The 15,081-nt window shown below is 66.3% G+C and carries 9 protein-coding genes; 6 read left to right on the top strand and 3 right to left on the bottom strand.

Annotated features, from left to right (window positions below):
- Positions 1 to 277: 277 nt before the first annotated feature.
- Positions 278 to 2,932 (bottom strand): TonB-dependent receptor plug domain-containing protein, encoded by a 2,655-nt coding sequence (locus tag JOY88_RS19610; protein ID WP_293504326.1) that lies wholly within the window; start codon positions 2,930 to 2,932, stop codon positions 278 to 280.
- A gap of 396 nt (positions 2,933 to 3,328) precedes the next feature.
- Here JOY88_RS19610 and JOY88_RS19605 point away from each other — a divergent pair, with 396 nt between their 5' ends.
- From JOY88_RS19605 to JOY88_RS19580, 6 genes are all read left to right on the top strand, one after another.
- A complete protein-coding gene (locus JOY88_RS19605; protein WP_293504325.1) occupies positions 3,329 to 4,084 on the top strand; it encodes a FadR/GntR family transcriptional regulator in 756 nt (251 codons plus the stop codon).
- A gap of 110 nt (positions 4,085 to 4,194) precedes the next feature.
- The gene (gene kdgD / locus JOY88_RS19600; RefSeq protein WP_293504324.1) at positions 4,195 to 5,106 is read left to right on the top strand and encodes a 5-dehydro-4-deoxyglucarate dehydratase; all 912 of its coding nucleotides are present in this window, start codon (positions 4,195 to 4,197) and stop codon (positions 5,104 to 5,106) included.
- Position 5,107: 1 nt separating this feature from the next.
- A complete protein-coding gene (locus tag JOY88_RS19595; protein WP_293504323.1) occupies positions 5,108 to 6,721 on the top strand; it encodes an aldehyde dehydrogenase (NADP(+)) in 1,614 nt (537 codons plus the stop codon).
- Positions 6,722 to 6,723: 2 nt separating this feature from the next.
- Positions 6,724 to 7,608 carry an SMP-30/gluconolactonase/LRE family protein gene (locus JOY88_RS19590; RefSeq protein ID WP_293504322.1) on the top strand — a complete coding sequence of 295 codons (885 nt, stop codon included), beginning with the start codon at positions 6,724 to 6,726 and terminating at the stop codon, positions 7,606 to 7,608.
- 77 nt (positions 7,609 to 7,685) lie between these two features.
- A complete protein-coding gene (gene gudD / locus JOY88_RS19585) occupies positions 7,686 to 9,041 on the top strand; it encodes a glucarate dehydratase (RefSeq protein WP_293504321.1) in 1,356 nt (451 codons plus the stop codon).
- 29 nt (positions 9,042 to 9,070) lie between these two features.
- Entirely contained in the window at positions 9,071 to 9,877 is an 807-nt protein-coding gene (locus JOY88_RS19580; protein WP_293504320.1) for an NAD-dependent epimerase/dehydratase family protein, read from the top strand.
- Here JOY88_RS19580 and JOY88_RS19575 read toward each other — a convergent pair.
- Together JOY88_RS19575 and JOY88_RS19570 are read right to left on the bottom strand one after the other, a co-directional pair.
- Positions 9,827 to 10,360, bottom strand: a complete 534-nt coding sequence (locus JOY88_RS19575) for a hypothetical protein (RefSeq protein WP_293504319.1) — start codon at positions 10,358 to 10,360, stop codon at positions 9,827 to 9,829. The two genes, JOY88_RS19580 and JOY88_RS19575, sit on opposite strands and share 51 nt — an antisense overlap.
- A 571-nt stretch (positions 10,361 to 10,931) precedes the next feature.
- On the bottom strand, positions 10,932 to 14,969 hold the full coding sequence (locus tag JOY88_RS19570) for a ribonucleotide reductase barrel domain-containing protein (protein WP_293504318.1): 4,038 nt from the start codon (positions 14,967 to 14,969) through the stop codon (positions 10,932 to 10,934).
- Positions 14,970 to 15,081: the final 112 nt, after the last annotated feature.

The raw sequence follows: 15,081 nt of genomic DNA, 5'->3' as shown, positions 1-15,081 counted from the left end.
TCACCGCTCTCCCACAACCAACTCAGTTTCGACGCTGATCGGGAAAGGGAGCCACTGTCGGTTCCGCCCCTCCCACACCGCCGGGCATGCGGGTCCGCACCGGGCGGTTCCGCTGCGCCGCCTCCATCCGCTTCCTGTTCGTCAGGCCAGCGCTTTGCCTTCGGCTTCCTTCCCCTTCAGATTCGCAGTCGCCCGCGACACCCTGGCCGTTCAGCTAACTTTTCCCCGCGGCCAGGTGAGCAGGAGACTTTCACCTCCGAGTCGGTCGAGTCAACCTCTAGCCTCCGAACTTGTAGGTGGCGGTCAGAGAAAAGCTGCGGCCGATCGGGCTGGCGTAGGATCGCAGATAGCCGACGGACGTGGTGTTGGTCAGCGGCGGCTTGACGTTGAACGCGTTGCTCATGCCAGCGTTGAGCATCAGGTTCTTGAAGCCCGAGTAGCCCATGGTCAGGTTGACCACCGAATAGGGGTGGATGTCGCGCCAGTAGATCTGCGGAACCGTCTTGCCGTCATGGTAGCCCGAGGTGTAGGCCTGGGTGACCTGGGCGCGCCAGGAACCGTAAGACCAACCGGCACGCAGACTGTGGCGCCAGCGGAAGCTCATGATCTTGTCGCCGGAGACCGCGCCGTTGGCCAGGCCGCCAAAGCCGCCGGTGTTGTGGTTCCATTCACCACCCGGTTCGTTCTGATAGTTGTAGTAGTTGGTGTAGGTGCCGTCGAGACCCAAGGTGAACTTGCCCAGGGCCTCGGTCGGGATGACCCAGTTTGCGGCGATGTCCTGGCCGCGAGTGATGGTGTCACCCAGGTTGTGCGACTGCGCGTTCACGTACAGCAGGTTTTTGTCGGCATCGCGGACGAAGAAGGCCGCGTAACGCGTCGGGTCGCTGAAGATCACGCCGTCGGACAAGGTACCGATGGTGCCCTTAACGTGAATCTTCCAGAAGTCCAGCGTGACGCTGAAATTCTTGATCGGCTCGACGGCCATACCAAAGGTGACGCTGGACGAGGTTTCCGGTGCCAGCTCGGGATTTGCGCCGACGATGTGCGGCTGCTTGGCATTGCAAACCACCAACGAGCTGTAGCCCGGCAGTGCCGTGCCACCGCCTGCGGTGCCGGGTTTGCCACCCGGGCACAGCACCGGGTCGTCGTAGTTGTCCTTGGTGTTGCTGATGCCAGTCCGGGTGCTGCCGTAACGCTCCATCAGGCTGGGCGCATGGAAGCCCGTGTTGTAGGAACCGCGGAACAATAGGCTCTTGACGGGCTGGTAGCGGAAGCTGACCTTCGGGTTCACGGTACTGCCGACGTCGTGGTATCTGTCCGAGCGCACCGACAGGTCCAGCGTGAGGGTCTTGGTGACCGGAATGTCGACCTCGGCGAACAGCGACTTCACGCGGCGTGAGGAGCCGAGGTCATACGGCGTGCGGCCGTCGAATGGCACGTTCACGTTGGTGTCCGGCACCATGTCGCGGGCCGTTTCATAGTGGATGTCGCCGCCAAACGCCATCGCCATCGTGCCGCCAGGAAGTTCCATCAGGTCGCGGTTGATGGTGAAGTTCGCCGCGCTGTAACGCGTGCCGGAGATGCGCGACTTCTGTCCGGTGACCGAGATGCTCTTGAGGTACTCCAGGCCCGCGGCGGTCTGTGCGCCGAAGGGGTTCAGCGTGCCGTCGAGAACGCCCGCGTACAACTTGGGCGTGTCGATATAGCCGGTCAGATAGGCGGTGTACTCGTCGTTTGTGCTGTGCAGCAGGTTGACACGGTAGTCCCAGCCATCCCAGCTGCCCTCGTCGGTAATCACGATGCGCTTGAGGTTCTGACGGTTGCGCAGCGTGGCCGGGCCGAGCTCGTCGACTTGCCAGGCCAGTTGCAGGGCCTGGCCGGTCACGCCCGGCATGGCAGGCACGCCTGCACTGCCGCCCGGGTAGTAGGGGCTGGCCGAAGTGATGGTCAGGACCGGTGTGCCACCGCTACCGGAGGACTTGCCCTTGCTGGTGAGGGCCGTCGACTTGCTGAGGTTGATGTACTCGGTCGTGAATGCTGCCTCGAAGGACAGGGTGTTGTTGCGGCCGAGCGTGATGGCGCCGCGCGTGAAGCTGGAGGCCTGGCCGTTCTCGGGCAGCAGCAGCGCGTAGTTGGGATAGTTGTTGGACGCACAGGTGTTCTGTGGAGCCGGCAGCGAGAACGGCGGGTTGCAGCCCTTGGCGTAGTAGGGATTGCCCAGGGCCGGCTTGGTGATATTCGCCGGCGACGCGTAGTCACCCGGCGATTGCGTCGGGGCGATGCCCAGCGCGGTCAGCGTGTACAGCGTCGCGAGCTCAGGCCTGTCGCTGGCCTTCAGGGCAGTTCGGCGCTGGAAGTCCGCCGAGGTATAGATGGTCCAGCCATCCTCGACCAGGTCGCCGGTGCCGGTCAGCAGGCTCAGACGCACCTCGCGGGCGCCACCCTTCATCTGCGGCTGCACCGTCTGGGCCTTGAGCTGAGTCCCTTTGTACTGCTTGCGGGTGATGAAGTTGACTACACCGCCGACGGCGTCCGAGCCGTAGATCGAAGAGGCGCCGTCGCGCAGCACCTCGACCCGCTCGATCGCGTTGCGCGGGATCAGGTCCATGTTGACAAAGGCCGCCATGGTCGGCTCGTAGGGCAGGCGCTGGCCGTTCATGATGGTCAGCGTGCGAGTCACGCCGACGCCACGCATGTTCATGACCGAGCCCGAGCTGTTGCCGCCGGGGATCACGTTCTGTGCCACGGTCAGCGAGTTGAGCGCGTCTGCAATCGTGCTGTAGCCTCGGTCCTCCATGTCTGCGGCGGTCATCACCGTCACCGGCAGCGCGGTCTCGGCCTCCAGCCGGCGGATCGATGAGCCCGTGATCTCGACGCGCTGCAGCGCCGGAGCCGAGGCAGCGGCGGCTGGCGCCACAGGCGCTTGCGCCACCGCCTGGTCCGCCAGGGTACACGCCGCGACCGCAAAGGCGGTGAGCGCAAATCGGCTTCTATGACTCATAGAGGTTGTCTCCGGTTTTTGGTTTGAAACTGTCGAACGCAGTCCTGTTGCGGTCTGATGCCGCGCAAAGAATTGTCGGTCATCGTACAAGATGGTTTACATACCTGCAAGCGGATTGCTGTTGTCAGTTGTCATGTAATCATGGCCGCGGCGCGGCGAGCGCGGCAATCGGGAAACCGCTGGGGCGCCCGGTTTCTTTGCGTGCGCCGCGCCGCCCTGTCTTGCACAGCAATACCGCACCGGCGCCTGACGTCCGTCTTCTGTAGGATGTCAGACGAGGGGGTTTTGTGCTGATATAGTGGACTTACGCCCCTGTCGACCAGCGCCATGTCCGAAACGCTTGCCTCCAGCCCCCCTCTGCTGCGTCGTCCTCGCAACCTGGCCCAAGCGCTGGTCGAGGCGATCACGAGCGAGATCCAGGCCGGCACGCTCAAGCCCGGGGAAAAGCTGCCGTCGGAATCCCTCATCATGGCCAAGCACGGCGTGAGCCGGACCGTGGTGCGTGAGGCGATCTCCCATCTGCAAGCCAACAAGCTCGTGCAAACTCGACACGGCATCGGCACCTTCGTGCTGGAGCCCGCGACCACACTCAGCCTGGGCGCCAACACCGTCATGACCATCCGGGACGTGCTGGCCGTGCTTGAGCTGCGCATCAGCCTGGAAACCGAGGCCGCATGGTTGGCGGCCTCGCGCCGCACGCCGGAACAGGTGCGGGAACTGCGCCAGTCCCTGGATGCGATGCGGGCCCATCACGGTGAGAGCGGCCCGGAGGCCGTGGAGGCCGACGTGCGCTTCCACCAGTTGATCGCACAGGCCACCGGCAACCGCTACTTCGAAGAGATCCTGCGCGACCTGGGCAACGCCATCATCCCGCGCGCCCGGCTGAACACCGTTCACCTGGCCAACGTCGACCCCGCCAGCTTCCACGAGCGCGTCGCGCGCGAACACGATGACATCTTCAATGCCATCGAGCGCCAGGATCCGGAGGCGTCGCGCGCCGCCATGCGCACCCACCTGAGCAACAGCCGGGAACGCCTGCGCCAGGCACAGGAAACCCTCGAAGCAAGCCTCGCGCAAGCTTAAGGAGCGCACTCGGGCGGGAAGGCACGCCACCGCGCTTGCTTGCTGTCGAGTTAAGTTGTACGATGACAGGCAACAGGCCACTTCTCCGGCCTTTCTCAACCGGAACCGTCATGCACCCCCTCGAACTCAAGCAAATCCTGTCATCCGGCCTTCTGTCCTTCCCGATCACGGACTTTGACGCCGAAGGCAACTTCCGTCCCAGCACCTACGCCAAGCGCCTCGAGTGGCTCGCGCCTCACGGCGCCAGCGCGCTGTTCGCGGCGGGGGGCACCGGCGAGCTCTTCTCGCTGGAGCCGGCCGAGTTCTCCCAAGTGATCAAGGTTGCCGTCGACACCTGCCGTGGCAAGGTCCCCATCCTGGCTGGCGCCGGCGGCTCCACCCGCGGAGCGATCGCCTACGCCCAAGAGGCGGAGCGCCAGGGCGCGCAGGGCATCCTGCTGCTGCCTCACTACCTGACGGAGGCTTCGCAGGACGGCCTGATCGAGCACGTGGCCGCCGTCTGCCGCTCCGTCAAGATCGGCGTCGTGGTCTACAACCGCAATCTGTGCCGCTTGACGGCCGACTCGCTGGCCACGCTGGCCGACAGGTGCCCCAACCTGATCGGGTTCAAGGATGGCCTGGGCGACATCGAACTGATGGTCCAGATCTGGCGGCGCCTGGGCGACCGCTTTAGCTACCTGGGCGGGCTGCCGACCGCGGAGGTCTACGCGGCGGCCTATAAGGCGCTGGGCGTGCCTGTCTATTCCTCGGCCGTCTTCAACTTCATGCCGCAGCTGGCGATGGACTTCTACAACGCGGTCGCGGCAGACGATCGCACGACGACCAATCGACTGCTGGATGACTTCTTCCTGCCCTATCTTGAAATCCGCAATCGCAAGCCTGGCTACGCCGTGTCCATCGTCAAGGCCGGCGCGCGCCTGGTCGGCCATGACGCCGGCCCCGTGCGCAGCCCGCTGACCGACCTCACCGAGGAAGAGTCGGCCATGCTGCAGGCGCTGATCTCCAAGCAGAACGTGCGCTGACATGGACGCCAGCAAGGAATCGACGATGAGTCTCACGGAGGTCAGGGGCGAGATGGTCATCGGCGCCGGCAAAGTCGTCGGCCGCCACGGTCAGGCGCGCGCCGTCGATCCGGCGCTGCTGACGGAGATCGAGCCGCCCTTTGGCCAATGCGGGCCGGACGATGTCGAGCGTGCTTGCGCGTTGGCGGAGGCAGCGTTCGACAGCTATCGAGAGACCACGCTGGCCCAGCGCGCCGCCTTCCTGGAACGGATCGCGGACGAGATCATGGCTATCGGCCCAGCCTTGATTGAGCGCGCGATGCAGGAAACCGGCTTGCCGCGGGCACGGCTGGAAGGCGAACGTGGACGCACCTGCAATCAGTTGCGCCTGTTCGCGCAAGTGGTCCGTGCGGGGCGCTGGTTGGCCGCCACGCTGGACTCCGCGCTGCCGGACCGGACCCCGCCGCGTGCCGACCTGCGCCTGCGCAAGATCCCCCTCGGACCTGTCGCGGTCTTCGGCGCCAGCAATTTCCCGCTGGCGTTCTCGGTAGCCGGGGGCGACACGGCCTCGGCCTTCGCCGCCGGCTGCCCGGTCGTGGTCAAGGCGCATGCGGCCCACCCGGGCACCTCGGAACTGGTCGCCAAGGCGGTGCAGCGCGCCGTGGCTGCATGCGGCTTGCATGAAGGCGTCTTCTCGATGCTGATCGGCGCCGGCCGCACCATTGGCCAGATGCTGGTCAGCGACCCGCGCATCGGTGCAGTCGGCTTCACCGGTTCGCGGGCCGGCGGGATGGCGCTGGTCCGGACCGCCGCAGAGCGCCCTGTGCCCATCCCGGTGTATGCCGAGATGAGCAGCATCAACCCCGTGTTCATGCTGCCCGGCGCGCTCGCTCGCTCGGGACCTGCGCTGGCGCAGGGCTATGTCGACTCTCTCACCCTCGGCGCCGGCCAGTTCTGCACCAATCCCGGCCTGTTGATCGCCATTGCCGGGCCGGACCTGGATGCCTTCCTGGCGCAGGCCGCTGCCGCGCTGAACGCCAAGCCCGCCGCCACCATGCTGACGCCCGGCATCCACCAAGCCTACGCGGCCGGTGTCGAGCAGCTGGCGCAGGCCGCCGGTGTCGTCACGCTGGCAGAGGGGCAGTCGAGTTCGGGGGGCTGCGCCGCCCGGGCTGCGCTGTATCAGGTCGAGGCCGAGATTTTCCTGTCCGATCCCACACTGGAGGCCGAACTGTTCGGCCCGGCCTCTCTCATCGTGCGCTGCCGGGACCTGGATGACATGCGGCGCGTGGCACAGCACGTCGAAGGGCAGTTGACGGCAACCATGCACGCGGCGCCCAGCGACCATGCCTACGCAGCGGCACTGTTGCCGGTGCTGGAGCGCAAGGCTGGGCGGCTTGTGTTCAACGGCTTTCCCACGGGCGTGGAGGTGTCCCATGCGATGGTGCATGGCGGGCCCTTCCCGTCCACCTCGGACAGCCGCTCCACCTCGGTGGGAGCAAACGCCATCGAGCGTTTCCTTCGCCCGGTCTGCTATCAGGATGTGCCGGAAGACCTGCTGCCACTGGCCCTGCAGGCCGGCAATCCGCTCGGCATCCCGCGCCTGATCGATGGTGAGTTGCACATCGCGGGCTGACGATGGAGTTCCAGCGCATCGGCTCGCTCGTGTGCGAGGTTGGCGAAAGCCCCTTGTGGTCGGAGGCTGAACAGGCTTGGTACTGGGTTGACATCGAGGGCCGCGCCATCTGGCGCCATCAACCGGCCGGCGGCGCGCTGCGCTGCTGGCATGCGCCGGAGATGGTGGCCTGTATCACGCTGGCGGCCGACGGCGGCATGATTGCCGGCATGCAGAGCGGCATCTTCCGCCTGGCGCTGGGCACCGGCGAGCAGGCGGAGGTGACCCGGCTGGTGCCCGTCAATCACGCCCGCAGCCCGATGCGCTTCAACGATGGACGCTGCGACCGTCAAGGGCGATTCTGGTGCGGCTCCATGTTCACGGACATGGCCGCGGAGCTGGCGGTCGGCCGCTTGTACCGTTACAGCGGTGCCCAGGACACGCTGACGCCTTTCGTGGACAACCTCATCGTCCAGAACGGCCTTGCCTGGTCGCCGGATGGGCGAACCATGTATCTGTCGGATTCCCATCCAAGACGGCGCCTGATCTGGGAATACGACTTCGATCCCGATGACGGCGTACCCAGCAATGCGCGCATCTTCGCCGACATGCGCATGCATGGGCCGGGACGTCCGGATGGCGCGGCGATGGACGTCGATGGCTGTTACTGGACATGTGCCAATGATGGTGGGGCTGTGCTGCGCTTCACGCCGCAGGGCAAGCTGGATCGCAGCCTGTCCGTGCCGATGGCCAAACCCTCCATGTGCGCCTTTGGCGGCCTCGACCGCGACGTGCTGCTGGTGACCTCGATCGCTGCAAACCGACGTGACGACGACTTGTGGGCCGGCGCCGTCATCACCCTGGATCCCGGCGTGCAAGGCATGCCAGAGACGCCGTTTCGAGCCTGACCTCCCTTCCGCCCGTGGCTCGTCACTCGATGACCGAAGACACGGGGATATCCATAGAACACCTCCAGAGACTACCCATGATCGATACGTCCGTAACGAGCGCGCGGAATGCCAGCCCACTGATCACAGAATTGCGCGTGGTCCCGGTGGCCGGCCAGGACAGCATGCTGCTGAACCTCAGCGGAGCCCACGGCCCGCTGTTCACCCGCAATGTGGTGCTCGTCAAGGACAGCGCCGGGAACACCGGCTTGGGCGAGGTACCCGGTGGGGAGAAGATCCGGCAGGTGCTCGAGGACGCGCGGCCCCTGCTGATCGGCCAGCCGATCGGGGCCTGGAATCGGATCTTGAACCGCATGCGCGAGGCTTTCACCGACCGTGATAGCGGCGAGCGCGGGCTGCAAACCTTTGATCTACGCGTCACCATCCATGCGGTCACCGCGATCGAGTCGGCCTTGCTCGACTTGCTCGGGCAATATCTCGGTGTTCCGGTGGCCGCCCTGCTGGGCGAGGGTCAGCAGCGCGACAAGGTCGACATGCTGGGCTATCTGTTCTTCATCGGCGATCGCCACCGTACGGCCTTGCCCTATCGCGATGAAGGGGACAGCGCCGATGCCTGGTACCGCCTGCGCAACAGGGCCGCCTTGGGCCCGGAAGCTGTGGTCCGTCTGGCCGAGGCTGCACATTCGCGTTACGGCTTCAATGACTTCAAGCTCAAGGGCGGCGTCCTGTCGCCGGACGCAGAAATGGAAGCGGTCACGGCGTTGCACGAGCGCTTTCCGCAAGCACGCATCACGCTCGATCCGAATGGTTGCTGGTCACTGGAGGAGGCGATCCGCGTCTGCCGTGACAAGCACGAGGTGCTGGCCTACGCGGAAGACCCCTGTGGCGCAGAGAACGGCTTCTCCGGCCGCGAGGTGATGGCCGAATTCCGCCGCGCAACCGGCCTGCTGACGGCCACCAACATGGTGGCGACGGACTGGCGCCAGATGGCCCATTCGATCCAGCTGCAGTCGGTCGACATCCCCTTGGCCGACCCGCATTTCTGGACCATGCAGGGCTCGGTCCGTGTGGCCCAGCTGTGCCAGATGTTTGGCCTGACCTGGGGCTCGCATTCCAACAACCATTTCGACATCTCGCTGGCCATGTTCACCCACGTTGGCGCGGCTGCGCCGGGAAAGGTCACGGCCATCGACACGCACTGGATCTGGCAAGACGGCCAGCGTCTGACCAAGGAGCCGCTTCAGATCAAGAACGGCCAGGTGACCGTGCCAGACAAGCCGGGTCTGGGCATCGAGATCGACCTCGACCAACTGGAACAGGCGCACCAGGTGTACTGCTCCATGGGCCTGGGTGCTCGCGACGACGCCGTCGCGATGCAGTACTTGATTCCCGGCTGGACCTTCAACAACAAGCGCCCTTGCATGGTTCGCTGAAGACCGCACGCCCAGACACGAGAAGACAGATGACTTCCAAACCATTTCAACGCCTGCTGCTGACGGGCGCTGCCGGCGGCGTCGGCAGGGTGCTGCGCGATGCCATCAAACCCTGGACGGAGATCCTCAGGGTCAGCGACATCGCTGACCTGGGCCCGGCGCGTGAGGGCGAGGAGGTCATGCAATGCGACCTCGCCGACGGCGCCGCCGTGCGCGCCCTGGTCGAGGGGGTGGATGCCGTGCTGCATTTCGGCGGCATCTCCACGGACGATCGCTTCGAGCCGATCATGCAGGCCAACATCCTGGGCGTGTACAACTTGTATGCGAGCGTCCATCAGGCCGGTGTCAAGCGGGTCATCTATGCCAGCTCCAGCCACACGGTCGGTTTCTACCGCACCACCGAACGGGTCGATGCCTCCATGCCGCTTCGTCCGGATGGTTTTTACGGCGTGTCGAAGTGCTTCGGCGAGGCGCTATCGCGCTACTACTTTGATCGTTTCGGCATCGAAACCGTCTGCCTGCGCATCGGCTCCAGCCATCCGCAGCCCAAGACGGCCCGCATGATGACGACCTATCTGAGCTACCGCGATCTGATTGAACTGGTGCGCTGCAGCCTGTTCACGCCGCGCGTCGACCACACGATCGCGTTCGGGACTTCGGACAACGCCGCCTCCTGGTGGGACAACCGTGAGGCCGCGCACCTGGGATACGCGCCGGTCGACAGCTCGCGCGAGTACAGCCATCTGTTCCCGCCGACTGCAGCCCGGCCTGACCCGGCCGACCAGTCAGCCTTGTATCAAGGCGGGCCATTCATCACGGATGGGCCGAAGTACTGATGTGGTGGCGGGCTGGTTCGGGGCCGTGGGCTGCCGCCGGTTTGAAGAACACCCCGTTGAGATGGAAGCCCTTGAGTCGGCCATCACCAATGCTGTCGCGTCAGCCCCACCGTCGGGACGCACTGCCTGGAAAGGGGCCGGCGGGCTTGTGCGGCCAAGCTGCGACGGCGTCAAGATGAACGGCTCACGCTGCCACTCCTGGTAGCCCTCGCCATGGACCAGGAAGTCGCCGTAGAGGTCGCCGCCCTTCACCTTCAGCGTGACTGGATCGACGGAAATCCGGTGGCGCCGGCAGATGAGGTAGATGTTGGAGCCCCGCAGCGCCTCCCGGAAACCGGGATCCTTGCCGAGTCGGTAGATGTCCGACGGGCGGAACATCACCGGCCCATCGGAATACAGATTCAGCCCTGCCTCAGCGAGGCACTTCCGTTTGATGTCGCCTGGACCGTCGGCGTCGAACTGCGTTTCCCGCGGTTGACCCATGTTGCTGTTGTCCTTGCTCAGTCACTCCGCGCAGCTTGAGTGCCAGGACGCCACTGACCGGCTGCCTTTGACAGAGGGTTGTGCAGTAGTTCACCATGACTCCGGAGACTGACTCTCGTGCCGTCCACCGGGTGGTACGGCAGACCCGGCGCGTCCGCAACTCGTGGTTCTGAAAAGCCGATCGCGGGGGAAAGCACTCGACTATTCGCCCTTGGCCTTGCGAGCCAAGGTCTCTTCGCGCCGCTCGCGGATCGTCTTGTCGCGGAACCGATCTGCAGCGTGGCGTGTGCGTCCTCCAACGACGGGACAGTCGGCAGATCTTTCGCGAGCCGCCTTATCGCTCGGGGGTGCGACTGGGCCAGTTCATGGCTCAGCAGAACTCGAAAGGCCTTGTCGAGCCGGACCGGCGGCTTGCGAACAGCTTTAACTGCCAGCCCCGATCACGCAATATCCTCTCCAACGTTGATCCTCGTCGGGCGCCAGTTCTGCAGTTGCAGCTTATGTGCTCCTGTTCGCACGTTATGAGCGCCCCCACATATGCTTCGGTAGTCGCGCAACTGGACCAAGAAGGTCACCCGCACTGCCCGACATACCCGCACGCAGTGCAGAAATCGCAGCCATCCTTGTGGATCATGGTCGCGTTGCCGCACTCCGGGCAGGGCTTGCCGGCCTGGACCTGCAGCGTGCCGGCCGCGGCGGCGAGCTTTGGGGCCGGCGTCTGCAGCAGGCCCATGTCGGTCAGCGGCTGGCCGGCCTCGTCGAGGATGCCCAGCATCGCGTAGCGGTGGATGACGAGCCGCGCGACATAGGCCACGGTCGACGGCCAGACCTGCTGGCGGCGTTCGCCGTTCAGCGACGGTACCGGCGCCATGAAGTGGCCCAGCGGCTCGCCGACGTTGAGCAGCTTGCGCAGCTTCATCGCGATCCAGCCCGGGTCCATCACGCGCATGTCCAGGCTCAGCAGGCGGGCCAGGCCGTCCAGCGCCTTGGGGTAGTTGCCGGAGAAGCCCATCGCGCAGGGGCGGGTGACGCTGCCGCCGTCCGGCGTGGGCAGCACGACCTCCTTCAGCGTCAGCGTGAACTGCTCGTTCGTCGCCGGGTTGTCCACATCCACGGCCCAGGCCAGCGTGCCGGAGGTGCCGGTGCGCGGCTCGTTGCGGCTGAACATCGCGTCCACGACCGGCGTGGGGCCACCCTCGCCCAAAGCGCCGAGCTGCTCGCAGCGCCAGCGGATGACGGCCGCCGTCGCGGCGACGACGCCGGGGAACAGGCGCTTCTCGCCGCCGGGCGGCATCGGCATCTCGAAGGCGCGCTCCTCGGCCACGGTGGCCAACGCGTCGAGCTTGAGGCGCAGCCAGGCAGCATCATTGGTGCGCAGGTCGGTGGACAAGGTCTTGGCCAGTGCCGCGAGGCCACGCGGCTGCTCGGCGCCATTGACCCAGACCTCGAACGGCAGGTTGCGGCCAAACAGGCCGCCGTCGGGGCCGTCCAGCGGCAGCTCGCCGATGAACAGCGCGAAGTCGCCGTGCGGATGCTGGATCAGATAGCTCCAGGCCGGATTGCCGCCGGGCATCTCGGGGCGGCTGGGCCAGCGCAGCGAGGCGACCACGGCGTTGGGCAGACGTTCCACACGCAGGCGCTGGTTGGCGCCCGCCATGTCGGCCCGCAGCGGCTCGGGCTGCTTGACCTCCGGCGCCACGCTGAGCACCGAGCCCAGCACGCTGTTGGGCCTGTACGTGGCCAGCCCCTTGAGCTTGCTCTGCCAGGCCTGGACGTAGAGGTCCTGGAAGTCCTCGTAGGGATAGTCGGCCGGCACATTGACGGTCTTGCTGATCGACGTGTCGATGTAGGGCGCGACGGCCGCGACCATGGCGGCATGGTCGGCCGCGCTCAGCTCCAGCGCGGTGACAAAGGCGTCGGACAGAGGTGCGTCGGTGCCGAACAGGTGGCGATAAAGGCGCCAGGCATGGTCCTCGACCTGGTATTCCTTGAAGCCGCCGCCTTCGGTCTGCGGCAGGCGCTTCTTGCGCGTGTAAGTCCACGAGAACGCCGGCTCGATGCCGTTTGACGCATTGTCGGCAAAGGCCAGACTGATGGTGCCGGTGGGCGCGATGGACAGCAGGTGGGAGTTGCGCAGGCCCTGGCTGCGGATCTTGTCCTTCAGCCCAGGCGGCAGTCGCGATGCGAAGCTGCCGCCGGACAGGTAGAGGTCGGCATTGAAGAGGGGGAAGCTGCCGCGCTCCGCGGCCAGGTCGCTGCTTGCCGCATAGGCCGCGTCGCGCATGACCTCGCTGATGCGGCCGGCCATGTCGCGCGCGTCCTGCGTGTCGTAGCGCAGGTTGAGCATGACGAGGGCATCGCCCAGGCCCGTGAAGCCCAGGCCCACGCGGCGCTTGTTCGCGGCCTCTGCGGCTTGCGCCGGCAGCGGCCAGGGCGTCACGTCCAGCACGTTGTCCAGCATGCGCGTGGCCACGGCCACGACCTCGGCGAAGCCGGCCTCGTCGAACGTGGGCTCGGGCGAGAAAGGGGCGCGCACGAAACGCGTCAGGTCGATGGAGCCGAGGCAGCAGCAGCCATAGGGCGGAAGTGGCTGCTCAGCGCAGTTGTGAACATACAGGCCGTTCGCGTCGAAGGCATGGACATGCTCGACGGTGACGTCGTAGACCTCTTCAACTCCGGCTGGCTCGATAGCCTCGACCGTCGCCGTGAAGCGCTCCCGGTCCGACTCGCGTCGGCAGTTTGCCAACAGCTCGTCCAGCCGCGATTGCTTGGCGCTGTCCTCGAAGCCCACCTGCTCGGCATAGCGGCGCAGGTTGTCGCCGCTGATGACCAGCTCATGCACCGCGCGGCGCTCGTGGTAGCAGCGCTCGCCGCCACGGCCGTCGGACAGATGCTGCGCTCCCGCGGCCCTGCGCTCGCGATAGAGGGTCGACGCAATGCCCAGCCTCAGCAGCATGCGCTGCACGGCTTGCAGTTGCTCTGGGTCGGCCTGGGTCAGGCGCACGCTGAAGCCCTTCTCATGGCCATGCACCGAGCCGTAGGCATCAAAAATGCCACGCAGCAGGCCGCGATGGAAGTCGGAGGACGTGGCCTCCATGGCCGGCGTAATGTGCCTTTCGCCCGGTACCGCGCCCATCTGCTGCGCCAGGTCGCGCAGCCCGGTGGAGGCGAGCCTGAACTCGCCAGCGCCCGCCCCGGGCCGCTGCCAGCCCTGGGAGTCCGCGCGGCTGACGATGGCTGCGTGCACGGCCTCCTCGGCCGCCCGCATGATGCTCTCGACACTCGCCGGGCGGTGGCTCACGTCGCTGCCGACAGCCTTGAACTCGGGCGCCCGGACAGACAACACGGCCCTGTCGGCCGTCAGCGTGCCGCTACCGATCAGCAGGCCCAGCAGATAGCCTTCGGCCTCGCTATGCGGGCCTTCCCATCCGTGCAGGGCACGGTGGTCGTGCAGCATCAACTCATCGCCCGGCTCAAGGTCCGTGGCCGGCACCCATTCAGCCTCGACGCAAAAGCGCGTCTTGCGCGTCACGCGGCGCACGGGGTGGTCACCGGTCAGGCGCAGCGCATGGCCTTCCCGGGTGGTCAATCGCAGCACGGGCTTCACGCCCGTGGCAAAGAAGCCCTGTGATTCTGTGGCGTAGGCCTTGCCGTCGACGACGGCAAGGAAGGGCCGGCCGATCAGCGCCTTGACCTGGCGCGGACCTTCGCCGGTCATCGTCCAGGTGTCGGCCGTCACGCAGGGATTGGTCGCCGCGATGGTCTCGCAGTAATGCAGGTTGTTGTCGGCGTTGATGCGGTCCAGGAACAGCACGCCCGGCTCGGCATGGTCGTAGGTGGAACGCATGACCTGGTCCCACAGCGAGCGGGCGCGCACCTTGCGGTAGACCCACTGGCCATCGCCGCGCTGGTAGGCACCGGCCGCGATCTGCTCGGCGCTGGGCTTGGCGCGATGCGCCAGCTCGACCATGCCGTCCGCCTGCACAGCCTCCATGAAGGCGTCGGTCACGCCGATGGAGATGTTGAAGTTGCGCAGGTCGCCCTCGTCCTTGGCATGGATGAAGGCCTCGATGTCGGGGTGGTCGCAGCGCAGCACGCCCATCTGCGCGCCACGGCGGCTGCCGGCGCTCTCCACCGTCTCGCAGCTGCGGTCGAACACGCGCATGTAGCTGATCGGACCTGAGGCATGGCTGCGCGTGGAGCCCACCCAGGCGCCGGCCGGGCGGATGCGGCTGAAGTCGTAGCCCACGCCGCCACCGCGGCGCATGGTCTCGGCGGCCTCGGTCAAGGCGGTGTAGATGCCGGGCACGCCGTCCTCGGGCGTCGCGATGGAGTCGCCCACCGGCTGCACGAAGCAGTTGATCAGCGTGGCCGACAGCTCGGTGCCGGCGGCCGACATGATGCGGCCGGCAGGCACGAAGCCACACTGCTGCGCGACGAGAAAGGCCGCCGCCCAGCGCGCCCGCTCGGCCGGCTTCTCGGCCTGGGCCAGGGCATGGGCGACGCGCTCGCGCAGCTCGTCGGCGTGCAGCTCGCCGCCCTTGGCGTACTTCTCGATCAGGACTTCACTGGAGATGTCCTGCAGGGGCAGGTCCGCGGTTGTACTCAAGATGGCCCCCAAATACTGGATGAATCCACAGTCTACGCCTTTCTCACGGCGCAAGGTGAACCTGCCAGCCGGTCTGGCGGCCCGCCTTGACGGAACGCAGACACCGGGCGCT

Source organism: Roseateles sp., assembly GCF_019237615.1.
Taxonomy (GTDB): domain Bacteria; phylum Pseudomonadota; class Gammaproteobacteria; order Burkholderiales; family Burkholderiaceae_C; genus Pelomonas.
The sequence above is the reverse complement of the archived record's forward strand: the minus strand, read 5'-3'. Positions and strand labels throughout refer to the sequence as shown.